This is a genomic window from Microbulbifer maximicatervae (SeqCode) (genome assembly GCF_056232625.1).
The window spans coordinates 3924223-3948316 of sequence record NZ_CP174324.1; the positions used below are offsets into that span (position 1 = coordinate 3924223).

General features: G+C 52.2%; 23 protein-coding genes. 10 read left to right on the top strand and 13 right to left on the bottom strand.

From position 1 onward, the window contains the following. Positions 1–92 precede the first annotated feature (92 nt). The 7 genes from spoT to ACJJI6_RS17115 form a co-directional block, all read right to left on the bottom strand. Complete coding sequence (spoT, locus tag ACJJI6_RS17085) at positions 93–2210, bottom strand: bifunctional GTP diphosphokinase/guanosine-3',5'-bis pyrophosphate 3'-pyrophosphohydrolase (RefSeq protein WP_282930627.1); 2118 nt, start codon at positions 2208–2210, stop codon at positions 93–95. A 51-nt stretch (positions 2211–2261) separates the two neighbouring features. Continuing rightward, entirely contained in the window at positions 2262–2525 is a 264-nt protein-coding gene (rpoZ, locus tag ACJJI6_RS17090; protein ID WP_282930628.1) for a DNA-directed RNA polymerase subunit omega, read from the bottom strand. 98 nt (positions 2526–2623) lie between these two features. Continuing rightward, positions 2624–3244 (bottom strand): guanylate kinase, encoded by a 621-nt coding sequence (gene gmk, locus ACJJI6_RS17095; protein ID WP_282930629.1) that lies wholly within the window; start codon positions 3242–3244, stop codon positions 2624–2626. 223 nt (positions 3245–3467) lie between these two features. Further along, complete coding sequence (locus ACJJI6_RS17100; RefSeq protein WP_445355379.1) at positions 3468–4712, bottom strand: sterol desaturase family protein; 1245 nt, start codon at positions 4710–4712, stop codon at positions 3468–3470. Between the two features lie 334 nt (positions 4713–5046). Further along, on the bottom strand, positions 5047–6798 hold the full coding sequence (locus ACJJI6_RS17105) for a S8 family peptidase (protein WP_445359210.1): 1752 nt from the start codon (positions 6796–6798) through the stop codon (positions 5047–5049). 529 nt (positions 6799–7327) lie between these two features. Continuing rightward, positions 7328–7882 (bottom strand): rhomboid family intramembrane serine protease, encoded by a 555-nt coding sequence (locus tag ACJJI6_RS17110; protein WP_445359209.1) that lies wholly within the window; start codon positions 7880–7882, stop codon positions 7328–7330. 88 nt (positions 7883–7970) lie between these two features. Next, entirely contained in the window at positions 7971–8858 is an 888-nt protein-coding gene (locus ACJJI6_RS17115; RefSeq protein ID WP_444915163.1) for a YicC/YloC family endoribonuclease, read from the bottom strand. Positions 8859–8967: 109 nt separating this feature from the next. Here ACJJI6_RS17115 and rph point away from each other — a divergent pair, with 109 nt between their 5' ends. Next, positions 8968–9687, top strand: coding sequence for a ribonuclease PH (rph, locus tag ACJJI6_RS17120; protein WP_444934498.1), 720 nt, complete (start codon positions 8968–8970; stop codon positions 9685–9687). 66 nt (positions 9688–9753) lie between these two features. Here rph and ACJJI6_RS17125 read toward each other — a convergent pair whose 3' ends face one another. Then, a complete protein-coding gene (locus tag ACJJI6_RS17125) occupies positions 9754–10521 on the bottom strand; it encodes an exodeoxyribonuclease III (RefSeq protein ID WP_413663823.1) in 768 nt (255 codons plus the stop codon). Between the two features lie 114 nt (positions 10522–10635). Between ACJJI6_RS17125 and pyrE the strand changes: the two genes are divergently transcribed. Further along, a complete protein-coding gene (gene pyrE, locus ACJJI6_RS17130; protein WP_413663822.1) occupies positions 10636–11289 on the top strand; it encodes an orotate phosphoribosyltransferase in 654 nt (217 codons plus the stop codon). 47 nt (positions 11290–11336) lie between these two features. Then, on the top strand, positions 11337–11933 hold the full coding sequence (locus tag ACJJI6_RS17135; RefSeq protein WP_444915164.1) for a hypothetical protein: 597 nt from the start codon (positions 11337–11339) through the stop codon (positions 11931–11933). 64 nt (positions 11934–11997) lie between these two features. Here the strand turns inward: ACJJI6_RS17135 and slmA are convergent, their stop codons facing one another. The 4 genes from slmA to coaBC all read right to left on the bottom strand — a co-directional run bounded on the left by slmA (position 11998) and on the right by coaBC (position 17428). Then, on the bottom strand, positions 11998–12606 hold the full coding sequence (slmA, locus tag ACJJI6_RS17140; protein WP_108735025.1) for a nucleoid occlusion factor SlmA: 609 nt from the start codon (positions 12604–12606) through the stop codon (positions 11998–12000). A gap of 111 nt (positions 12607–12717) precedes the next feature. Further along, positions 12718–13635, bottom strand: coding sequence for an acetylglutamate kinase (gene argB, locus ACJJI6_RS17145; RefSeq protein WP_444915165.1), 918 nt, complete (start codon positions 13633–13635; stop codon positions 12718–12720). Positions 13636–13781: 146 nt separating this feature from the next. After that, complete coding sequence (locus ACJJI6_RS17150) at positions 13782–16157, bottom strand: phosphomannomutase/phosphoglucomutase (protein ID WP_475711373.1); 2376 nt, start codon at positions 16155–16157, stop codon at positions 13782–13784. A gap of 65 nt (positions 16158–16222) precedes the next feature. Next, positions 16223–17428 carry a bifunctional phosphopantothenoylcysteine decarboxylase/phosphopantothenate--cysteine ligase CoaBC gene (coaBC, locus tag ACJJI6_RS17155; RefSeq protein WP_413665903.1) on the bottom strand — a complete coding sequence of 402 codons (1206 nt, stop codon included), beginning with the start codon at positions 17426–17428 and terminating at the stop codon, positions 16223–16225. Between the two features lie 148 nt (positions 17429–17576). Here coaBC and radC point away from each other — a divergent pair, with 148 nt between their 5' ends. The 7 genes from radC to ACJJI6_RS17190 all read left to right on the top strand — a co-directional run bounded on the left by radC (position 17577) and on the right by ACJJI6_RS17190 (position 22269). Next, positions 17577–18251, top strand: a complete 675-nt coding sequence (radC, locus tag ACJJI6_RS17160; protein WP_413663818.1) for a RadC family protein — start codon at positions 17577–17579, stop codon at positions 18249–18251. 215 nt (positions 18252–18466) lie between these two features. Next, positions 18467–18703 carry a 50S ribosomal protein L28 gene (gene rpmB, locus ACJJI6_RS17165; protein ID WP_020413982.1) on the top strand — a complete coding sequence of 79 codons (237 nt, stop codon included), beginning with the start codon at positions 18467–18469 and terminating at the stop codon, positions 18701–18703. A 36-nt stretch (positions 18704–18739) separates the two neighbouring features. Further along, positions 18740–18895, top strand: a complete 156-nt coding sequence (gene rpmG / locus ACJJI6_RS17170) for a 50S ribosomal protein L33 (RefSeq protein ID WP_020413983.1) — start codon at positions 18740–18742, stop codon at positions 18893–18895. Positions 18896–18992: 97 nt separating this feature from the next. Beyond that, the gene (gene mutM, locus ACJJI6_RS17175) at positions 18993–19808 is read left to right on the top strand and encodes a bifunctional DNA-formamidopyrimidine glycosylase/DNA-(apurinic or apyrimidinic site) lyase (protein WP_413663817.1); all 816 of its coding nucleotides are present in this window, start codon (positions 18993–18995) and stop codon (positions 19806–19808) included. A gap of 71 nt (positions 19809–19879) precedes the next feature. Further along, on the top strand, positions 19880–20032 hold the full coding sequence (locus ACJJI6_RS17180) for a DUF5993 family protein (protein WP_282934619.1): 153 nt from the start codon (positions 19880–19882) through the stop codon (positions 20030–20032). An 11-nt stretch (positions 20033–20043) separates the two neighbouring features. Continuing rightward, positions 20044–20592 carry a disulfide bond formation protein B gene (locus ACJJI6_RS17185; RefSeq protein WP_413663816.1) on the top strand — a complete coding sequence of 183 codons (549 nt, stop codon included), beginning with the start codon at positions 20044–20046 and terminating at the stop codon, positions 20590–20592. 84 nt (positions 20593–20676) lie between these two features. Then, positions 20677–22269: an amidohydrolase gene (locus ACJJI6_RS17190; RefSeq protein WP_475711375.1), complete on the top strand. Its 1593-nt coding sequence runs from the start codon at positions 20677–20679 to the stop codon at positions 22267–22269. A gap of 46 nt (positions 22270–22315) precedes the next feature. Here ACJJI6_RS17190 and ggt read toward each other — a convergent pair whose 3' ends face one another. Further along, positions 22316–24040: a gamma-glutamyltransferase gene (gene ggt, locus ACJJI6_RS17195; protein ID WP_475711377.1), complete on the bottom strand. Its 1725-nt coding sequence runs from the start codon at positions 24038–24040 to the stop codon at positions 22316–22318. Positions 24041–24094 lie beyond the last annotated feature (54 nt).

Genomic DNA, 24094 nt, shown 5'->3' on the forward strand with positions numbered 1-24094 from the left:
CCCTTACTTATTTGCGGGGCTTTCAGAAGTCGGTTAAATATATCGCGCTTTGAAGCCTAATGGCAGTTCCCAATGGGATTCCCTTGTGTTCCTCAAGGCCGAGCGATGCGTATGACAGAAGGGAGGTTGCGCAGGCGCTTCATAACCCGCGCCAAATGTACACGGCCACTGACTTCCAGGGTCAGGGAGATCACGCTGTTGTGAGCATCCTTCTCATCCACATTGATCTGCTCGATGCTGGCGCCCTCTTCCGTAATACGAGTAGCCAGTCGGGCAATAATCCCTCTCTCTGACTCGACTTCTACCCGCACATCACCGAGGAACTCCCCTGTCACATCCGGTGACCAGTTCACCAGCATGATGTTTTCTGGGTGCTCGCGAAAATCACCGGTATTGCGGCAGGTGTCGCGGTGTACTACTACGCCTTTGCCCGAGCTGATATGGCCGATAATGGCATCCCCGGGAATAGGACGGCAACAGCGAGCGAAGCTGATCATCATGCCCTCTTGGGCATCGATCGTTAAGGGAGAAGAGATATTGCTGGCTTCAGTCTCTTCACTGGTGACTGGCGCGAGTAATTTAGCGGCAGAGAAGGCCACTTTACTGCCCATACCTATCTCTTCCAGCAGCTTGTCCAAAGTTGCGCATTTCGCTTCTTTGAGGCCCGCTTCTAATTGCTCTGGCGATAGCGCGTCTAGGCTCGTGTCGAACTTACTGAGTGCTTTTTCCAGCAGGCGCCGGCCCAGGGTAATGGAATCGTGGTGACGCTGGTGCTTGAGGAAGTGACGGATAGCACTGCGCGCTTTGGCGGTTACTACAAAATTGAGCCAGTTAGGGTTTGGCTGTGCAGTTTTGCGCGTGAGAATCTCGACTTTTTGCCCGCTCTCCAGAGGTTGGGACAAAGGGGCCAGGCGCTGATTGATACGCACGGCAACACAGGAGTTGCCGATATCCGTGTGTACGGAATAGGCGAAGTCCACAGCAGTGGCTCCTGCGGGGAGGTCGACGATCTGTCCTTTAGGGGTAAAGACGTAAACTTCATCCGGGAACAGGTCAATTTTTACGTTTTCAATAAACTCTAGCGAGTCGCCGGCGCGCTGCTGCATCTCTAGCAGTCCCTGGACCCAGCGCCGTGCGCGCACCTGGCTGGTGCCACCGGTATTGATCACCTCATCGCCTGAGGCTTTGTACAGCCAGTGGGCAGCAATGCCACTGTTGGCCATTTCATCCATTTCCTTGGTGCGGACCTGAACTTCAATGGGCACCCCGTGCATACCCAGCAGCACTGTGTGCAGTGACTGGTAGCCATTGGATTTGGGGATAGCGACGTAATCTTTAAACTCGGAGATTACCGGTTTGTACAGGCTGTGCATAACACCGAGAACCCGGTAACAGGTATCCACACTGTCCACAATGATGCGGAAAGCGTAGACATCCATTATCTCCTTAAAGGACTTCTTCTTGGCGCGCATCTTTTGGTAGATGCTAAATAGGTGCTTTTCCCGACCAATCACCAGAGAGCTGATGCCCTCCCGCTGCAAGCGCAGTTCTATAGCATTCTGAATTTGTTCCAGCAGCTCTTTGCGATTGCCGCGGGCGGCGACCAGGGCGGCGCGCAAGCGGCTGGCACGCAGTGGGTAGATGGCAAAAAAAGCGCGATCCTCGAACTCGATACGAACGTCGTTCATACCCAGTCGGTGGGCGATGGGTGCGTAGATCTCCAGCGTCTCGCGGGCAATACGGGCACGCTTCTGCGGTTTCAGTGCGCCGAGAGTGCGCATGTTGTGCAGGCGGTCGGCCAGCTTGACCAGAATCACGCGGATATCGCGGGCCATGGCTAGCGCCATCTTCTGGAAGTTTTCCGCCTGCTTTTCTGCCGGGCTGTCGGTCTCGAACTGGGTTAGTTTCGAGACCCCATCGACCAGGTCGGCAACCTCTCCACCAAACTGCTCAGCCAGAGCTGCCTTGGGGATACCCGTATCCTCGATCACATCGTGCAACATGGCTGCCGCCAGGCTCTCGTGATCCATATGCATGCCCGCGAGAATAGTGGCAACTGCCAGCGGGTGGGTGACATAGGGCTCGCCGGAACGGCGCTGCTGACCATCGTGAGCCTGCTCCGCGTAAAAATAGGCGCGGCGAACGATTTGGATCTGGTCGGGGGGAAGGTATGAGGAGAGGCGGTGGGCCAAACTATCTATGGTGTGCAATGCCGCGCGCGCCTCTCGTAAAACTCAAAAAGTACCTAGTAAGAGACCTGATCAGACTTGCTGATCTGTTAGGTAGTTGGGGGTAACGATAGGAGCAGGTGCCTCTTCGCGTTCCGGCTCGTCGAGGATGGCGGCATCCACCAGGCCCTCTTCGATTTCGCGCAGGGCAATTACCGTGGGCTTATCGTTTTCTTCGGGAACCAATGGATCCCTGCCGCCTGTAGCGATCTGACGGGCGCGTTTGCTGCCGACGATAACGAGCTCGAAGCGGTTGTCCACATGCTCAAGGCAATCTTCAACGGTAATACGTGCCATAAACTTTCGTTTCCATTTGCTGTGCCCGAAGGCAAATTCTGTACAGGGGACCGGCTATTTTACCGGACCGGGAAATGTATGCAATTCGATCAATTGGTTCAGTGGCGCAACAGTGCCTGAAGTAGGTCGCCGTGGCGCAGTTGCTGCAGCTCTAAGCGCTGTCGCTGGGCAACGATAATCGCACGCAGCTCTGTTAACGCTTGGTCGAAGTTATCGTTGATTACCAGGTAATCTGCGGCGACATAATGGGTCATTTCGTCGATGGCCTGGTCCATACGGCGATCAATGACCGCTTGATCGTCCTGACCGCGTCCGGTGAGGCGCTCGCGCAGGGCTTCCTGGGACGGAGGCAAAATAAAAATACCCACTGCATCAGGTCGCAGGCGACGAACCTGTTCGGCCCCCTGCCAATCGATCTCTAGGATTACATCGCGACCACTGGCAAGAGTCTCTTCGATCTCAGCTTTGGCGGTGCCGTAGTAATTATCGCCATAAACTTGGGCGTGCTCAAAAAAAGCATCGCGCTCCAGCATTGCCAAAAACTCTTCCCGCTCGACAAAGTGATAGTCAATGCCATGGGTCTCACCTGGGCGCATGGCGCGAGTGGTATGGGAAACCGATACGGTAACCTGACTGTCGCTGTTTACCAGCGCTTTGACCAAGCTGGTTTTTCCTGCACCGGAGGGGGCGGAGACGGTGTAGAGAGTTCCTGTTTGCACAACTGATCCTGTTCGCGAGCAAAGAGCCCATTATAACCGAAGCTTGTGCCTGAAGATGAAAGAGTGTCGTGAAGGGACAAGGCTAGCCCCCGGCCGGAGTGGGGGTATCTGTTGGGAGATTCAGGGCACGTTACCACCTGCGCGCCTGAGCCCGGCCGGGATAGCCTCGCGGGAGTTTCTTAATCACCACCAACCACCTGTGATTAAGGGGACCTCCCTGTTGTTAATCGCTAACGAAAGTGACTCTATCCTCTTTGCGCCGGGTTGCCAACCACCACCATACCAAAGAGCTTGCGAGCAAGTAGGATATGAAGAGTGGTACATATGTATTGTTTAGTAGCGGAATAGCGCAGATGAGTGCTGCGAGTCTCAAAGTTTCGAGGCGCCCTGAAATAGGGTGACCATCCAGTATCCTTCCATTAATTGCCAGGCAAATAATCAAGGCAATAACCGAGCCCATAAGTTGCCAGAAACTCAATACGCTGGTGAACCAGAGGAGAGATAAGGTTGTGGCGGTGTAACAGAGGTGCTGTGCGAATGCGTAGTTGCGCAAACCAGGGCTAATTTCAGGGTTGAAACGTTTAAAGTTTGTCAGATCGGTAGAGGCTACTGGCATGGATTTTTCTACATCTGCGGGCCTGTAGCCGGTGGGGCGGAACCAAAGAGTGCACTTGTCCCACCAGCTTTTCGTGTGCCAGGCATCAATGGCCATGCGCTTTAAGTGTTGTAAATTGGCTGCTACAGGATCAAAGGTATTCAGGGGCTTACGCACACCGTAAAGACAGGGCTCAGTTTCGAGTTCCTGCTGGTAGGTGCCAAATAAGCGATCCCAAAGTATTAGTATTCCGCCGTAGTTTTTATCTACGTAGACAGCGTTCTGGGCGTGGTGTACCCGGTGATTCGAGGGGGTAATGACAAACCACTCCAACCAGCGGATCTTGGGTATTTTTTGTGTGTGAACCCAAAACTGGTAAATAAGATCAATTGCGCCGGCGACAATAACAATTTCTGCCGGCAAGCCAATCAATAGAAGCGGTAGATAAAATATCCAATCCAGCTGTAGCCCCCCCGAAGACTGGCGCAATGCTGTGCTCAGGTTGTAGTCCTCACTCTGGTGGTGCACCAGGTGTTCTGCCCAAAAGATGTTTACCTCGTGACAGATACGGTGCTTCCAGTAGTAGCAGAAGTCGTATGCGAGAACCGCCAGGGCCAGGTGCCAGACATTGTCGATAGACCAGTTGAAACCAACCCATTGATAGTAGGGTTGTAGCAACGTAAACAGCGGGATATAGATAACGAGGAATAAGCTTTTATAGGTAAGCCCGATAATACGATTGAGAATCCCCGTGCTGAGATTGCCAATAGTGTCATTCAGCCTGTAGAGCCCCCAGCCTTTCCAGCGATCCAGGGCGAACTCCATAAGCATGGCGGTCAGAAAAAATGGAATGGAGAAAGTAAGCAGGTCCACAGAAACCCCATATTTTTATTATTAGATAGCGTATCTATCGAACTCTGCCACACGGCTACTGGGCCGCATATGCCAGTGAAGCATGGATTCTGAAATCAGTCAGTATTCGCTAAAGGGATTTTGACGTAATTAACTTTCAGGTTTACAAAAGTGGTGCCTGATTGGCACTAATCAAAAGATTGGCAAGAGCATGCGATACGTCGAATTGGTACCACGGCTAGGTGTGACTTTTGATGTTTAGGCATGGTTTTCTTCGTGAAAGGATTTTCTTTGGAGTTTATAAATAGAAAGACCGGCAAATGCCGGTCTTTTTTTACTCTGAACGGGTCGTTATTTACTCGCTAGCTTCCGCTTCCAAAGTCACACCGCTGTAGGATTCATACCCATAGACACTGATGTACCAGGTGCCGGAATCCGGGTTGCTAATGGTGCAGCTCTCCTCGTTACCCCAGAGGTATGGACGACAGTCATATCGACGCAGAGTAGGATAGTTACCGTGGCGCACGTAGAGATCAACTTCGCCAGAGCCACCGGACATCTCTATAGTAAGGGTGGAAGTCCCCGACTCAACATCAATGGTGAAGTCATTCCAGCTGCCCTGGCTGCCAGAAAGGTTAGTTTCTGTCCAACCTGAACCATTGCTGCCACTGTCGTCATCGTCGTCGCCGCCATTACCACTATCGTCGCCGCTCGCCATAGCTACAGCTGCTGCCGCGTCCACAATACCGGAGCCGCAGTTGTTGCAAGAAGAGGGGAAGCTGCGAGCGGTGCTGGTGAGGATCGATTCAACTTCATCCGGAGTAACGTCGGGGTTAACCGAATAAATCAGCGCTGCTGCGCCGGCGACATGGGGGGCTGCCATACTGGTGCCCTGGCTGTAATAGTAGCTATCGCTACCCGCATCGGTAGAGCCGTTGTTGTAGGTGGAAAGGATACCGTCGGAATCGTTTGCGAAGCTCTGTGCGCCACCGGGTGCAGCGACATCAACCACATTGCCATAGTTGGAGTAATAAGAGCGGCCGCCGGTACGGTCAGTTGCCGCAACGGTAATAACCCCATCACAGCTGGCGGGCGAGTATTGGCTTGCGTTGGCACCACTGTTACCAGCGGCGACAACCACGGTAGCGCCGAGGCTGCGCGCAGTGTCGATAGCGCTTTGCGTGGTAGTGTCACAGCTACCGCCACCGCCGAGGCTCAGGTTCAATACTTGGGCTGGGTTTTGGTTGCTCGGTAATCCGCTGACAGAACCACCGGCACCCCAGATAATGCCGTCGGCAATATCAGAGGTATAGCCACCACAGCGTCCAAGCACACGAACGGGCACTATCTTCGCATCATAGGCTACACCGGCGATACCCATGTTGTTGTTAGTAACCCCGGCAATGGTGCCGGCTACATGGGTGCCGTGCCAGCTGCTGTCGCTCTCGGAGGGGATGCTCGGGTCGTCACCGCAGGCTTTATCTGTATACCAATCCCCTGGGTCAGTGGGATCGTCATCACGTCCATCTCCATCTACGGAGACGAAAGTGTCAGAAATCATATCGTAGCCTGGTAGGATATTGTCTACCAGATCGGCGTGGGGGAGATAACCGGTATCGAGTACGGCAACCACTACGCCATCGCCCTGGGTAACGTCCCAAGCTGAGGGCAGGTTCAAGCCGCCGGTGGACTCGTAGTAATGCCACTGGCTGAGATAGCTCGGGTCATTGGGCTCGGCCATCGCTTTCATAATCAGGTCCGGCTCTGCGTATTCCACATCCGGATCCTGTTTCAGGCTATCGATGATCGCGTTTACTTCAGCTCTACTTTTACGGCCTTCCAGGCGCATTACCTGAGCGCCAGTGGCCATACGGCGGAGGTGGCGCATCTTGTGGCCGGCGCGACGGGAAGCTTTTTCGACCGTCTCTGTGGCCATGGTGGCCGCCCTCCCAACTTTAGCGCTCTCCTTGTACTTTACGATGATGCGGTCGGTTAGCAGTGTTTTTTCCGCGTCCGCTGCGTGAGTAGCGAAAGGGGTAGCACACAGTAACGAAAACGCACTCGCCAGAGTCGTCTTTTGCAAAAGACTTTTCAATGATGATTTCATTATTGTTATATCTCCGAGATATTTTAAATCCGGCTATCAGTATTCCGATAGGCCGGAGACTCCTGAAAAACTCCGCACTAACAAAATAAATTTGCTTAACGGATAGGCCTAGAAACTGTCTTTCTCACAGTCGGTAAGTCAGTTTGACCAAAATTGGTACCAAAGTTTCAAAATGGTACTTCTTTATAACGTTCGTGAAATTATTATCCTCAGCTTAGGCCTTTAAATTTGTGTGGCTTTTGGCGACAAATTTATAAGTTTTGGGAAAAAAATCTGATAGTGAGAATTTATCTACGGGAGAGACGTGGAGGGGTTCACAGGAGGGAAATTGGATAATAAACGAATATTTTCAGATAAAAGAATTATCGTGCGTAGAAAAGGTGAATTGCTAAACGCTTCTTAGTGACGTGTACGTAGCATTTACGTAGCTTGGCTTTGGGGCCTGTTTCCTGAGGGTACCCCAGTAATGAAAACCTTTGCTGGCTACTACTGGGGTTTGAGGTTGAAAGGTTGGTGTTAGGACTTGTGTTTATCTGGCCTTGCTATAACTGGGAACTTTGGCCCACAGCTTTGCAGCCAGCAACCCAAAGATAAATCCAAATAGGTGGGACTCCCAGGAGATAAAACCACCCCGTGGTAAGACACCGAAAATAAGCCCTCCATAAAGGACGGCTACCACAATAGATATTAATAAACGGCTAAATTTCCTGCTGATAAATCCCGCAAGAAGCAAAAAGCCGAAATAGCCATAGATAACTGAGCTAGCTCCCAAATGATTACCCCTGCCAGCAAAAAGCCAAACGGCCACTCCGGTGGTGATCACAACGAACAGGGTCACTTTCAGGTAAGTTTTTACCCCGTACTGCAGCACTAAGAAACTGAAGATGCACAGAGTGAATATATTCGAGAAGAAGTGCCAGCTATTTCCATGCAGTAATGGTGCAGAAAAGATATGGGGGAGGTGGTTGATTGAGCGGGGAACAATACCAAAGTAATTAAGCGATCGGCCGCTCAGAATATTAATAATCTCAATTGCAGCAAGCACTAAAAAAATAGCGCCGACCCACTTCAGGTTTTGTCGCATAAATATTCCTTAAAGGGTGAGCTATCACAAATCCCTCTGTCTGGTGGTAGAGGGGCATCCGCAGTCTCGGTGAGAATGCCCCAGAGGGTTACTCGATGTTTTGTACTTGCTCGCGCATCTGCTCGATCAATACTTTGAGCTCTACCGCAGCCTGGGTTGTGTCGGTAACCACAGACTTTGAGGAGAGGGTGTTGGCTTCGCGATTAAACTCCTGCATCAGGAAATCCAGCCGCCGGCCGATTGATCCACCGCCGGCTAAAACCCGACGTGTTTCAGAAGTGTGCGCACTGAGGCGATCGAGCTCTTCATCCACATCAGCCTTCTGGGCCAACAGGACGATCTCCTGCTCGAGCCGGTCCTTGTCCAGCTCCACTTGCAACTCTTCCAGGCGGCTGCGCAGCTTGTCTCGCTGTGCCTCAAGAATTTGGGGAAGCAGTTCTCGAACCTTGGCCACCTGCTCTTCGATTCCCTTGAGTCGGGCCTCAATAAATTTGGCTAGCTCAGCGCCTTCTCGTTCACGGTTTGCGCGCAGCTGTCCCAGTGCCTCGCGAAAAGCCTCCAATATCGTTGCCGACTGTTGATCGGTATCCGCCTCCGGTTCACTGATAACACCGGGCCATTGGAGAATTTGCAAGGGATTGAGTGGTTGAACATCCTCGCCACCCGCTACCTGTTTTGCCGCTTGAATCAGTGCCTGGGCGAGGGGTTGATTGATTTCCAGCCCAGTGTCTTCGGCGCTATTGGTCTTCAGGCTCAGGGTCAGTTCAATTTTGCCGCGGGACAGTGTTTTGCGTAGCGTATCGCGCAGTTGTGTTTCCAGGGAGCGAGCCGCTTCGGGCAAACGGAAATGTGGTTCCAGGTAGCGATGGTTGACCGAGCGCAGTTCCCAGATAGCGGTGCCGTTTGCGTAATTGGCCTCGGCGCGTCCAAAGGCTGTCATGCTGCGCACTTTGTTCTGTTCCCGTTGACTGGCCATAGCTGATCCCCTACAGGCGTATTAATCGGCCCGGCATAATAACACAGCGTTTGGATCGCCATGCTGGGGTATATAATGCGGGGCTTTCATTCAATATTTGAGGTGGACTATGCAGCGTCCCAGTGGCCGCGCCCCTGCGCAATTGCGCCCGGTAAAAATTACCCGCAACTATACCCGTCATGCGGAGGGGTCTGTGTTGGTGGAGTTTGGTGATACCAAGGTTTTGTGTAATGCCTCTCTATCCAGTGAAGTCCCAAGGTTTTTACGCGGCCAGGGCAGCGGTTGGATTACTGCAGAGTACGGCATGCTGCCACGCTCCACAGGCTCTCGTATGCTCAGGGAAGCGGCCAAGGGCAAGCAGAGTGGGCGCACCGTGGAAATTCAGCGCTTGATCGGGCGCTCACTGCGAGCGGCGGTAGACCTGGAGAAGCTGGGTGAGAATCAAATCACCGTCGATTGCGATGTTATCCAGGCCGATGGTGGTACCCGAACTGCAGCAATAACTGGTGCCTGTGTGGCATTGGTTGATGCCCTGCGTCATATGCAGCGAGAGAAAATCATAGCCGATGATCCGCTCAAGAATATGGTAGCGGCGGTATCAGTGGGAATTTATGAGGGGGAGCCGTTACTGGACCTGGATTACCCGGAAGACAGTTCAGCGGATACCGATATGAATTTGGTGATGGCCGAAGATGGCGGCATGATCGAGGTTCAAGGCACTGCAGAGGGTGAGCCATTTACCGAAAAGCAGTTCGCTCAGATGCTGGGGTTGGGCAAGGCGGGTATTGATGAATTGATCGCTTTGCAAAAGCGGGCGCTGGACGAGTAAAGCAGCCGCCCCTTGGTTTGTATCCGGCCCTCTCCCAATAGGGAAGGGGCCGGAACTCCATGCGATTCAGACTTCGATTTCGTAGTCCATGATTACCGGCAAGTGGCTGGAGAATTTCACATTCTTATTGATTGCACCGTACTCAATGCGATTTTTCAGACCGTGAGAAACGATCTGCATATCAGTACGCCAGCCATCTCCTTCTCCGACAGTACCGCTGGGCCACCAGCTAAATTCGTCGGTATCTTTTACTACACGGCGAAAAGCATCGACATAGCCAACATCATTAAACAGCTGGTCCAGCCAGCGCTGTTCGTGACGCATAAAGCCGGGAGAATCCTGGTGATCTTGCCAATTCTGTACGTCTGCACGACGGTGAGCCATGCCCCAGTTACCACAGAAAATAAAGTCGCGGCGTTTGCGGCTTATTTTTAGCAAGTGCGCCTGCATGTCCTCAAAGAATTGGACTTTTTTCTCTAACGACGTCTCATCTGAGGCGACTGGCGCGAGCAGGGAGCCAACACTCAGTCGCTCGAAATCCGCCTGTAGATAGCGGCCGTACATATCCTCACCATTGGCGAAGCCCATGCCGAATATGATGGCTTTGGGCTGGCTTCGGGTGTAGATAGCCACACCGTTTTCGTGGGGAGTTCCCGAGTCGAAAAAGTAACTGTAATAACCGTCGGGGTGAAATATTGGGTGGTCCAATTCAGGCTCGAGAGAGCGCAGGTCCTGAAGGCAGATAATATCTGCGTCCTGCTCCGCCAACCAATCGTAGAGACCGCGTTGGGCGGCCTGATGAACGCCGTCTACCGACAAGCTTACTATTCGCATTATTAGCCCCTTACCAGCGGACTGTGTATCATTAGAAACATTATATGCATGCCTACCCCCGGGAATGCTACGGGGAGGTCTCCCTTCACCTTAGCCAATAGTTAACAATTTTCCATGCAGCAATATCAGCGCGATTTTATCCAACTTGCCCTGGATCATCAGGTTTTGTGTTTCGGCGACTTCACATTGAAGTCGGGCCGTCAAAGCCCCTACTTTTTCAATGCCGGCCGTTTCCACACCGGTGCTGCACTGGCAGCGCTGGGACAGGCCTATGCCGAGGCGATAATCGCTTCGGGAGTGGAGTTCGATGTCATTTTTGGGCCGGCCTACAAAGGTATCCCGCTGGGTGCGGTGACTGCTGTGGCTCTAGCCCAAAAGGGGATCGATAAGCCTTTCTGTTACAACCGAAAAGAAGCCAAGGATCACGGTGAAGGCGGAACCTTAGTGGGTGCGCCGCTTAATGGCAAGGTTTTGATTATCGATGATGTTATTACTGCGGGCACAGCCGTGCGCGAAGTGATGCAAATTATCGAATCTCATGGCGCAGAGGCGGCGGGAGTTGTGATTGGTCTCAACCGCCAGGAAAAGGCTAGCGAAGATTGTGAATTCTCCGCTATTCAGCAAGTTGAGAGACAGTACAATATTCCTGTGGTCGGCATCGTGCAGTTAGACGATGTGATTAGCTTTCTCGAGCAGGAGTCGAATGACAGCGATACTCTGCAGAAAATTGTGGACTACCGGCAGCGCTACGGTGTCGCGGGTCAATAAATTTTGTCCCTCCTAGCCGTGGGCCGGTTAATTTAGAGAGAAGAGCGATGCGAGTCGCCCCTTTAGTACCTCTATTGGTCAGCACCCTTTTGATGCTGGCTGTAGAGGCTTATGGCAACAATAGCCGGGTTTTGTATCGATACACTGATCACCAGGGAGTCCTGGTGATCAACGATGCTATTCCACCGGAATTTGTTCCAAATGGATATGAGATTCTCACTCTTACCGGTCGTGTAGTTGAAGTAGTTGCACCGCAGCTCAGTCCCGAAGAGTACCAAGCCGAACTTCAGCTAGAGGCCCAGCGGGAAGCGGATCGTAAGTTGCTCAAGCGCTATAACAGTATTGCGGATATTGAGAGTGCTCGGTCGCGCAAGTTGGCTGTCGTAGAGCAGGATATGGCTATCATGCGGTCAAATATCAGCAGTCTACGCCGGCAAATTGCCCAGGAAGAAGCCTCTGCTGCGCGCACGCAGCGGGGCGGCCGTGAGGTGGCTCCCGAATTGTTGCAGAGAATTGCTGATCTACAAAAAGAAATGGAAGTGCTTGAGGAGCGCCTCAGCCGGCGTGCGGCTGAAGCGGATACCATAGGGGTTGATTTCGATAAGGCGGTAGCCCGCTATACCGAACTTAATGCTGAGAGCTAGCTAATTTCTCAATGCCTGAATAATTTCGGAGGGCTGCCGCTAAACAGCCCTCATGAGGAAATGGTTATCTGGCTGCAGCCACTGTCTCACGGAAGAAACCAGCCGTTAATACGGGCCACTGTTCTGCCCAGTACTCTGTAGGCTTACGCTTAAAACCGCTGCGCACGTATTGGACGATGCGCCCCTCCGCGCTCGCCAAAAGCAGGTTGGCAGCACCACCGAGAGGAAGAGTCGGGCGCAGGTGTTCGCGCAATTCGGCTTCGCGCAAGATCTGTCTAATTTGGGTTTCCAGTCGATCAAACAACTGCAGGATTCGTCCATGCAGCCTCTCAGTTTCACCGGTAAGCGCGTCGCCTGTAAGCAGGCGAGTGATTCCTGGATTGCGTTCACAGAACGCCAGAAGAAGCTGCAGAATTTTCTGGCAGCGATTGAGAGCCGAGGGCTCCTCCTGCAGGATCATTGCGATACGGCTGAAAATGGTCTCCTCAATAAATTCGATCAGCCCTTCAAACATCTTGGATTTACTGGGGAAGTGACGATATAGCGCGGCTTCAGAGAAACCAACTTCCTTGGCCAGTGCTGCTGTTGTAATACGTGCGCCGGGACTGACTTCCAGCATATGTGCTAGAGCTTCCAGGATTTGTTGACGCCGATTGATTTTTTCGCTGCTCATTGACTGCCTTTGGTCCGCTTGGGGGGCGGAATTTAGTTTTGCTCTTGTCGTCTTATTTTGACGGCGGCGGAATCCTACCGATTCGCCGGGCTGTCTTCAATTGCCAAGGGCCTAGTGGTCCACAGTTTGCGCTTCGATGTTGGTAATCAGGGTACCCACGCCTCGATCTGTAAATATTTCGAGCAATATGGCGTGGGGCACACGGCCGTCGATGATGTGAGCGGAATTTACCCCATCCTGAACAGCGTCCAGAGCGCAGGTGATTTTTGGCAGCATGCCGCCATAGATGGTGCCATCCTGAATTAAGCCCTCTACTTCATTGGTAGTCAGTCCGGTGAGAACCTCCCCCTCCTTATCCTGCAGACCGGCGACGTTGGTAAGTAACATCAGCTTTTCTGCTTTCAATTCCTCAGCGATTTTTCCAGCGACGAGATCGGCATTAATATTGTATGAAACCCCATTGCCGTCGACTCCGATGGGCGCAATAACCGGGATAAAGTCACTGTGGACCAGCATATTGATCACATCAATATTAACTTTCTCGACTTCCCCAACCTGGCCAATATCAATGATTTCAGAGGCATGTAGTCCCGCGCTCTCATTTTTTCGGGTCAACTTTCGCGCTTTAACCAGTAATCCGTCTTTACCGGTGATACCTACCGCGCGGCCCCCATTTTTGTTAATCAAATTGACGATCTGTTTGTTGACGGTGCCCCCTAACACCATCTCCACAACATCCATGGTTTCGCTATCGGTGACTCTCATTCCGTCTACGAAGCGGGACTCAATACTGAGCTTATTTAGCAGCTGCCCGATTTGAGGTCCGCCGCCGTGCACCACCACTGGGTTCATACCTACCAGCTTCATCAGGATAATGTCTCGAGCGAAACTGTTTTGTAGTTGCTCATCCACCATGGCGTTGCCACCGAACTTGACCACAATAGTTTTGCCTGTAAAGCGCTGGATATAGGGCAGTGCTTCATTGAGGACCTGGGCACTTTTCAGCGCAGAGTTTAGATCTAGGGACATGGGCAGTTCCTTACACAGGGCGAAAGGGAATCAGGTTTGGGGTCCTGAATTGAGTCGCCAACGATTTAAAGCAAATGTGGTGGATTGTTTTCTAAGCAATAGGGGCAGTGGCCCGATGGCGGCGCAGTCTATTCCGCCGTTTTATCTTAATCGAGCAGCTGCCAGTCGGGTACAGTAATTGCGGGAGCAATCTTTCTGAGCTGTCCCATCACCTCAGTACGGATGCGCTCCAGGGCCTGTTCATTTTCAGCCTCAAAGCGCAGGGTTAGTGCGCTAGTGGTATTGGAGGCACGTACAAGCCCCCAGCCATCGGGAAACTCTATACGCAGGCCGTCGATAGTATTGATATCGGCATTGCCAAAATTCCCCTTATCGCGCAGCTGGTCTATCAGTGAAAACTTCTCAGTTTCCTCTACTGGTAGCAGGATCTCAGGGGTGCTGTGCATTTTCGGCAAGGTGTCGAGGAGTTCATCAAGACTTTGTTCGCGCAGTGCCATAATTTCTAGTACCCGCGCAGCAGCGTAGATACCATCGTCGAAACCAAACCAGCGGTCCTTAATAAAGATATGTCCGGAAAGCTCGCCGCCCAAAATGGCTTTGGTCTCCAACATCTTGGCTTTCATCGGAGAGTGTCCGGTCTTCCACATAATGGGGCGGCCCCCATACTGGCTGATTAGCTGGGATAAACTGCGACTGCTCTTAACGTCGAAGACAATATTTTCTCCCGGATTGCGCGCAAGGATATCCCTTGCCAGCAACATAACCAGTTGGTCTGCCCAAGCGATACGGCCGCTGCTTGAAATTAGGGTAACACGATCACCATCACCATCCAGGGCCACGCCCAGATCTGCTCCTGTAGCCAGAACCTTTTCAGTCAAGGCTTCGAGGTTTTCTGGCCTGGAGGGGTCCGGTGCGTGATTGGGGAAGTTGCCATCCACCTCACAATAGATCGGTGTTACTGCACAGCCGAGCTGCTCAAAGAGGCGGGGAGCCAGGTTAGAGGTGGCGCCATTGCCAGCATCGATAACCAAGTGCGGTTGCCCGGCGAGGGCGACATTATTGAAAACTTCATCGATATATTTATCGGTGATTTCTTGCTCCCGATTGGCGCCTTCCCCACTTTTGAATGGGCCTTTTTTCATCAACTGGTAGAGCCCCTGCAGTTTGTCTTCCGCCAGGGCGCGACCTTTCAGTACGATCTTAAAGCCGTTGTATTCCGCAGGGTTGTGGCTTGCGGTAACAATGACCCCGCTACTGGTATTTTTTCCTTTCGCACAAGCGTAATAGAGAAGTGGTGATGGAATCAGGCCGAGATTAATAGAGTTGCAGCCACTATCTAGAATTCCCTCAATCAGGCACTGGCTAAGTGTCTCACTGCTATTGCGTCCATCTCGGCCAACTAGTAAGAGATGTTCTCCAGCGTGCTGTGCCAGGGTGCCGAGCGCTCTACCTAGTTGATAGGCAAAAGGTTCGTTGATTTCCTGCCCGGCGATTCCACGGATATCGTAGGCGCGGAAAACATGCTGGGGATACTCAGAGGTCAGAGGCAGCTCGGGCTTGTCATCGTCACTTTCTGGCAAGTCCTTTGAACTATTTTCTTTTTCTTCGCTTTCTGAGTTCTCCGAATCAGAGTCCGAGATACTGGGTGCTGAGGCCAAGCTCTGCGGCAGAAAATCTGTATTGGAAGCCTGTGTAGTTCCTCCATCAGAGGCTTGTGGGTGCGCCTTATTAAGCTCGCTGCCACTAGCATCCTTACTTCTTTCCCATGGGGCTCTCGAATCGCGAGGTAGGAATTTCAGTAGGGCGAATAGGCTCACCAATATTCCAATACCGGCTCCGATGTAAATCCAGGATGTGGGCAGACTGTGCTGTTCGACAAAGGTTTGGGAGGGACTGAAGTGGAGGCTTAAATAGCTGTCCTCAAGTTGCTCTACAGTGTTGTAGCCTTTTCCTATGCCTGCGCGCCACAGTGTTTGTCGGTGGGCATCGGGAAACTTCTGCATTAACTGAACTTGTCCATGACTACCGCCCAGACTTTTTAAAATGTTTTCCAGCACGGAAAAGGGTTGGGTAGCCAGTAGTTGTTCATTTTCCAGGGTGATAACACTATGAAGTTGCCAGCTATTTTCCACACCTGTAGGCAGTACTTCCATCGGTTGCTCAGGTGTTTCCTGACTGCGCTTTAACAGATCGACCAAGGCAAAGTTCAGGGAGGGATTTTGCCCTGAGCCCACTCGAACCTGTTCGGAAGAAAAGGCCTGGAGGGATACCTGCTCAGGTAGTTTGGTAGATTCAATCAGTGTTGCTGCAGGGAGCTTCCTTGATCCAAGGGCCTGCAGGCGCTTCGAATAGTCTGCGACGTAAGACTGCACGACTTCAGCTAGTTCGGCAGTTTTTTGCTTGGCGGCTAGCTCAATCTGCGAATGATTGTGGGGTATTACAAGATACTGGATTAACAGATAGGCACCGCCCAGCCAAGCGACAACTACTAATAATAACGGTAAAAATAACCCTTTCTGCATGGTACCGCCTGGTTTCTTTTTGTTGTTGGAGCCCACAGATATCCCTGATTTGAGCGTAAATGTTGTCACTGAGCCTTGGAGGCGATGAGTTCAATGAGCTGTCGGGCTAGGTCGGTCTTTAATGCGGGAGCCAGTCGGCTCTGACCATCCGCATCTATCACAGTGACAGCGTTGTGATCGCTGTTAAATCCCGAATCCGATTGGCTCACATCGTTGGCAATGATCATATCGAGGTTTTTCCGCTGCAGCTTGCTCTGGGCGTGGGCGAGAACCTGTTCTGTCTCTGCGGCGAACCCGATAGTGAAAGGCCGTAGCTCAGTACGCGTGGCTATGGCTGCAACAATATCGGGATTTTTGATGAGGGCAATTGCATCATCATCTTGCCCGTCTTTCTTTTTGATTTTCTGCTCAGCGACTTGGGCCGGCCGGAAATCAGCAACGGCTGCTGCACTGATAAAGATATCGCAGTGATCGGCGGCACTTTTGGCGGCCTCATACATATCCTGGGCGCTGATAACATCGATACGATTGACCTTTGGCGGCGTATCCAAATTTACGGGGCCGGCAATCAACGTCACTTCGGCACCGGCACTCTGCGCCGCCGCAGCCAGGGCGAAGCCCATTTTTCCAGAGCTGTGGTTGCTGAGGAATCTCACTGGGTCAATGGCTTCCCTGGTAGGGCCGGCAGTGATTACTACTTTGCGGCCCTGCAGTGAGTGGCTTGTGTGAAACAGGGATTCAGTGTGTTCCGCCAGGTTTTCTGGTTCCAGCATACGGCCGGGGCCCACGTCGCCACAGGCCTGGCTACCCGCGCCTGGGCCCCAGAATATGACTCCGCGCTCCTTTAGGGTCTGAGCATTGGCTGAGGTAGCTGCGTGGCGCCACATGGCTTGGTTCATGGCTGGTGCCAGGGCCAGGGGGGCTTCGCTGGCCAAACAAAGGGTGGTTAAGAGGTCATCAGCCATACCGGCAGCCAACTTTGCCATTACCTGGGCACTGGCTGGAGCAATCAGGATAAGATCAGCCCATTTCGCCAGTTCAATATGACCCATAGCGGCTTCTGCCGAGGGATCCAACAAGTCTGTATGCACCGGGTTAGCGGATAGCGCCTGAAAGGTCAGTGGCTGTACAAACTCCTGTGCTCCGGCGCTCATTACCACTCGGACATCGGCACCGCGCTCTTTGAGCCGGCGAACCAGGTCGGCACTTTTATAGGCGGCAATTCCACCGCTGATACCTAAAAGTATGCGTTTGTCGGCCAGAGAGGACATAAATGCTGTTTCCGATTTGGTGCGAGCCGGTAAGATTAGCATTTCTGTGTCGTTTCTTATAAGACTGCAGTAGTGCTTCAAAGGTGCAGCGTGGAAGAGGTGTTCAGTAGATGTGCGATAGATAAGACACTGACTAACTGGGCTACAAATGAAAATAAAGGACTGGCCGGCAGGTGAGAGGCCTCGGGAAAAGCTGTTGGAGAGAGGGGCTGAAGCCCTGTCGGATGCAGAGTTGTTGGCAATTTTTCTGCGCGTGGGGCTACCCGGCCTCTCAGCAGTGGATCTGGCCAGGAGACTTCTCAATGATTTTGGTGGCTTGCGCCCTCTATTAGAGGCCGAGCGAGATGACTTTTGCCGCGCGCGAGGGCTCGGCGACGCCAAGTTTGCACAGTTGCAAGCGGCGCTGGAAATGGCCAAGCGGCACTTGGCGGAGACGATACAGCACGGCAGCGCACTGTGCAGTCCCGGAGCGGTCAGGGATTACCTGGCAATCCAGCTCAGGCACCGGCGCAGGGAAGTGTTCTGCTGCCTCTACCTGGATAATCAACACCGGGTGATCGCTTTTGAGGAGCTGTTCGAGGGAACTCTGAATGCAGCGAATGTCTACCCGCGCGAAGTAGTACAGCAAGCGCTGTTGAAGGGAGCTGCGGCGGTTATTTTGGCGCACAACCACCCTTCTGGTGTCAGTGAGCCCAGCCAGGCAGATATCTGGATTACCGAGCGGTTGACCCAGGCACTAGAGCTGGTGGATATCAAGGTTCTGGACCATTTGATCGTCGGTGAGGGCAAGGCGCTATCCTTTGCAGAGCAGGGATTGATGTAAAGGTGTCGTTCTCGGCGTTGAAATGTTGTACAAAACTTGCTCCCTACGGGCTCTTTTGGTATAAAACGCCGCTCTTTGCGGCCGGGCCAGATTCTGCACAGGTTCCGCCGCCATCCAGGAACCGGATTAGAATCCCGATTTTTATGTTCCCGCACTACCTTTTCCTCTTCAGGATTGGCGCCATGCGGGCACAAGCGTTTTGAAGAGGCCAACAGATGTCCAAGGTATGTCAGGTAACCGGTAAGCGTCCGGTCACCGGAAACAATGTATCCCACGCTAAGAACCGCACCAAGCGTCGCTTCGTGCCGAACCTGCACAGCCACCGTTTCTGGGTTGAATCCGAGAAGCGTTTTGTGAAGCTGCGTGTTTCCGCGAAAGGCATGCGCGTTATCGATAAGAAAGGTATCGACGCTGTCCTGACTGAGCTGCGCGCCCGCGGCGAAAAAGTGTAACGGCTGTAGCCCAGCTAATAGATTGGAGATAGAGCAATGCGTGAGAAGATTCGTCTGAATTCCAGCGCCGGTACTGGCCACTTCTACACCACTACCAAAAACAAGCGCAACATGCCTGAGAAAATGGAGATCAAGAAGTACGATCCCGTTGTACGCAAGCATGTAATGTACAAGGAAGGCAAAATTAAGTAATTGCCTACCGCTATTGTACAGAAAGCCCGGTTTTAACCGGGCTTTTTTGTGCGTATTGGAAATTGAGCAGCCAGTTTACACAGGGTAACTCCAGACGATGCCAGAGCTCCCAGAAGTAGAAACCACTCTCAGAGGCCTGCAACCTCACCTGGAGGGGCATAAAATTCGCTCCGCAAAAGTGCGCCAGCACCAGTTGCGCTGGCCCGTGGAAGCAGACTTTGAGCGCCGTGTCCGCAATGCCCGGATACTGAAACTGGAGCGTCGGGCTAAATACCTACTGGTACATACTGACAAGGGCTGCGCTATCTGGCACCTGGGAATGTCTGGCAGCCTGCGTATGGTCGAGGCTGCACAGGCACCGGAAAAGCATGATCATATCGACTGGCGCCTGGATAGTGGTCTCACACTGCGTTACCGCGACCCGCGCCGTTTTGGTGCCCTACTGTGGACAGTGGCGGACCCACTGGCCCACGACTTACTCAGCCATCTGGGCCCAGAGCCTCTCTCGGAAGAATTTAGTGGTGACTATCTGTTCGAGGCTTCGCGCAAGCGTAAGCAGTCTGTCAAAACCTTCGTCATGGATGGCCGTATCGTTGTGGGGGTGGGTAATATTTACGCCAGTGAATCTCTTTTCCTGGCGGGCATTCGCCCAGATCGACAGGCCGGTTCTATTTCCAAAGCCCGATACCAGCGCTTGGCTGAGTCCATAAAGCAGGTTCTCAGTCAGGCAATCGCCCAAGGTGGGACTACCTTGCGGGACTTTATTGGCGGCGATGGCAAACCTGGCTATTTCGCCCAACAGCTAAATGTTTATGGCCGTGCGGGTGAGTCCTGTCCCTCTTGCGGCCGAGCAGTCAAAGATATGGTTTTGGGCCAGAGAAATACCTTTTTCTGCTCTAGCTGCCAACGTTAAATCGCATCCTTCTGGCAGCTTTAGACAATACTAATATCATCGTATTGTCGATAAGGAGCTGCTTAGTGGTCATGATATTGCCTTTTCTTACGGTCACCCTGTCGATTTGGGCCGTTTGGAATGGTCGTCGCCGCTCTGCAATGGGCTGGTGGTTGTTGACCTTGCTGATCTTCATTATGTGGTGTGGATATCATATGACGCGAGCACTGTCGCTGTCTTTCTAGGGGCCGTGCCCATGATGGTGTTTATGGTCAGAAGGCTGGATAGCTTGGCGCTGTTAGCGGTAAGCATAATCCTATGGATTGCCTTGATCATGGAGTTGGTATCTCACCAACACCCCTGCCCTCTCTGTCTCTTACAACGTGTTGCCTTTGCCATGATTGGCATGGGATTGATGTTGAACCTGCGCTTTAGTATTCGTGCAGAGCATTACGGCGTTGTTATTCTTTCGTGTCTGGCCGGTCTGGCTGCTGCTGTCAGGCAGGTATTGCTGCATATCACCCCTGGCGATCCAGGGTTTGGCAGCCCAGTATTTGGCTTACATTTATACACTTGGTCTGCGCTGATTTTCTTTGTCTTACTGATCTACTGTGGCGTTGCATTAATGTTTGGCTTTAAGCGGCGAAGTTTTGCCACGAGAGAGTTTACTTTGATTGAAAAGTGCATTGCCATCTCGTTCTTCACTGTCGTGTTGGCCAATTTAGTCGCGGTTCTCCTCGAGTGCGGTCTGGGTCCCTGCACCAGTGGGTCATTTGGGTATCACTGGTTGTGGTCTCGAGGTTAGGCACACAAATGTGTCCGAGCTTTCTACACTTTTCCTGATAAGACCCGAGTCCCGGGGAATTGCGGAAAACTGTGAGGTATCCCTATGCGCCTGGCCTGCCTGCTCATTTCACTATTGTTAATTGCTTGTGAACGAGCTGAATCCCCCTCGCCGGCCACCAGTGTTGAAACCGCCCAGCACGTTTTAAGGAATGCGTATATCTATACCGTCGACCCGGCCCGCAGTGTTGCCTCGGCAATGGCTATCCGCGATGGGCGCATTGTTTATGTGGGTACAGATCGGGGGGCAGAAGCCCTTGTAGGAGAGGGAACAAAGGTCACTGATCTCAGTGGAAAAATGGTATTGCCCGGTTTTATTCAGCAAATACCTGATGTTGGTATCAGTGACAGTTTGGATTTATCCACATATAAAACTGTAGAGGGGTATGAGAATAGCGTTCGTAAATTTATTCAGGCCAACCCCGAGAAGCAGCTTGTCGTTGGCAGCGGCTGGCGTCATGTCATTTTTGCACCACACAGACCACATAAAGCAATATTGGATCAAATAAATGATTTGATCCCCATTATTCTTTTCTCAGAAGATGGCGCCAGTGTATGGACTAACTCTGAAGGTATTGCCGCAGCTGGGATTGATATGGAGTCTAATTTTTCTGAGGGCGGTAGAATCGAAAAAGATGAAGATGGTCTTCCCATCGGTATTTTTCATGGTCGTGAAGCAGTGGAGGTTTTTTCCCGTCTGATACCCGTAAATAATGAGGGTGAAAAACCAACACGAAGTTTTTCAGAGATTAAGAATATTGCGGCTCAGAGAGGCGTAACTACTTTTTTTCAGGCTGTAATGCCGCTCAATGATTTAAATAAATATCTCAGCGCCTTCGATCGCCCACTATCGTCAGAGAAATTGAGTTTGCGTATCCGAGCATCCTTTGAAATAGCGATGGATGTCACTGGTAAAAAACTTAGAGAATTGCAGAAGGTTGCAGAAAAATATTCCGACGATGATTTCAAGATCAATTCGGTTAGCTTGAAAGCTGACAAGGTAGGTTTAGGTGATCAACGTGATTCAGGCCTATCGAGTGAACTTATTTCCAAGATAATTACTCATGCTAATTCACATAATTTCCAGTTTTACCTGGATGCTAAGAGTAATAAAGAGTTGGCAGCTCTACAAAAACTCATACAGATATCCCTGGATGGTGGCAGGGAGTTGGGATTGCGTAACACCCTGCTTAATATCAGTTCGGATAATGCTGGGAGTGTATTGTCAGCTGATAAGGAAAAACCGATTTTATTGCTGTCAGTAGCAGCGCGCTCAAAAGTTTCTCCAGATGATAAAAGTTACTTAACTGAAAGTCGAAAATCTAGTACAGAGCCTCGTCATATAGCCGTGGTTATGGACTCGGGATATGTTGCCGGGAGAGAGGTGTCACCAATCCAGAACATCCATGCTGGAGTCAGTAACCAGATATCATTGGAGACAATGATTGAAATGTTCACCTTTACCGGTGCTGTTACGAATCACCTGGAGCAGGATACCGGTAGTTTGGAGGTGGGAAAGTGGGCGGACTTTATTGTTTTGGACAAAAACCTGTTTTTAATTCCGCAGCGAGATATTGGTAATGTCCAGGTGATACAGACTTATTACAAAGGTCAGAAAGTCTATGACCGCAGGCGCTAAGGAGAGGAAAAAACCGAGGGGAAGTGCGCCCCTCGGCTGATCAAAGTTAACGCCCTTGGGCGCTGCCCTCGCGGCGGGGGTCGGCCCCCCCGTACAGCTTGTTATTTTGCAAAGCGATGGCATGGATACCACTGTTGAGGCCCCTTTCGACAACCTCGTGTCCACGGGCTTCGAGTTTCTCGATAGTATCGGGGCTGAAAAAGCCGGGCTCCAATTCGACCCTCTTACCGATTGCACCGATATTTCCCGCAGAAATCGCTTCGGCAATCGGCATATTCAAGCCCAGGTGGTAGAGAATGGTGCGCGCGGTGTAGTCAATAATTCGTGAGCCGCCGGGGGAACCCACCAGAAGGCGCATGCTGCCATCTTTGTTGAAAACGATGGTGGGGGACATGGAAGAGCGTGGTCTCTTGCGCGCTTGAATGCGGTTGGCCACCCGCTCCCCACTACTGTTTTTTGGAGTGAAGGAAAAATCGGTGAGCTGGTTGTTGAGCAGGAAGCCCTTTACCATCAGGCGCGACCCGAAGCCGGTTTCAATACTGGTCGTCATACTGACGCCATTACCGTAGCGGTCGACAATCACTAAATGACTGGTGTTGGGCAGCTCTGGCGATTGGGCCATCACCCGCTTCACCCCGAGTTCGGCTGGGGTACCCGGAGTCGCAGCTGTGGCGGAGTCCGGGTCGATTAACTGCGCGCGGCGAGCCAAATAATCCCTGGACACCAGCGATTTACTGGGTACTTGGACAAAGTCGGAATCACCGGAGTAGGTGTTGCGATCGGCAAATGCCAGTTCCGAAGCTTCGATAAATAAGTGGGTGAGCAGATCACCGCCAGGCTCGAAGCGCTCCAGTGGGAATTGTTGCAGCATGCCCAGAATGCCGCCTACTGTGGTACCTCCGGACGACGGGGCATCCGCACCGCACACACGATATTCGAGAAACTCCGAACACAGGGGCTGGCGCTCCTTGGCCCGGTAGCTAACCATATCTTCGAGGCTCAGGAGCCCAGGGTTGGCACTGTCATAGCGCACAGCTTTGACGATAGCCTTGGCAATGTCGCCGTGATAGAAGGCATCCGCACCGCCCTGGGCAATGGCCTCCAGAGTTTCCGCGTAAGCTGGATTTTTCAAGTTGTGACCCACCGGCAGGGGCTTGCCATCACTGTTGAAGAAGTAGCTGGCAATTTCCGGTCGAGCAGCCACCTTCGGCATGCGCAGTAACAGCTGGTGAAGGCGCGGTGATATCTGAAAGCCGGATTTGGCCAGGTGTATGGCCGGCTGAAATAACTGCTCCCAGGGTAACTTGCCATCGCGCTCGTGAGCCATTTCCAGCATTCGCACAACACCGGGAACGCCGACCGAGTAGCCGCCGATTACAGACTCAAAAAATGAACGCGGCTTGTTGTCGCGGATAAAGTAATTTTCGTCTACCTGAGAGGGGGCTGTCTCGCGCCCGTCGTAGTACTTGAGCTTCTTTGCCGCAGCGTCATAGCTAAGCATAAATGCCCCGCCACCAATCCCGGAGGATTGTGGTTCTACCAATCCCAATACCATCTGAGCGGCAATGGCGGCATCCACAGCACTGCCGCCCCGGGCGAGAATCTGCTCGGCAGCCCGGCTGGCATGGGGGTTGGCAGTGACAGCCATATAGAAGTTGGCCGTTGAGGACTTAACGGCTGTGCGACCGGTATCAAACTCCGGTTGTGGTTCATCGGCAAAAGCGAAAGCGGGACTCAGAACCAGTGCAAAGGCGGCGAGAAAGTTGCGCACGTAACACTCCGCGGATTGTGGATAAATCCGCTCGAGTGTATCAGAAATAGCCAG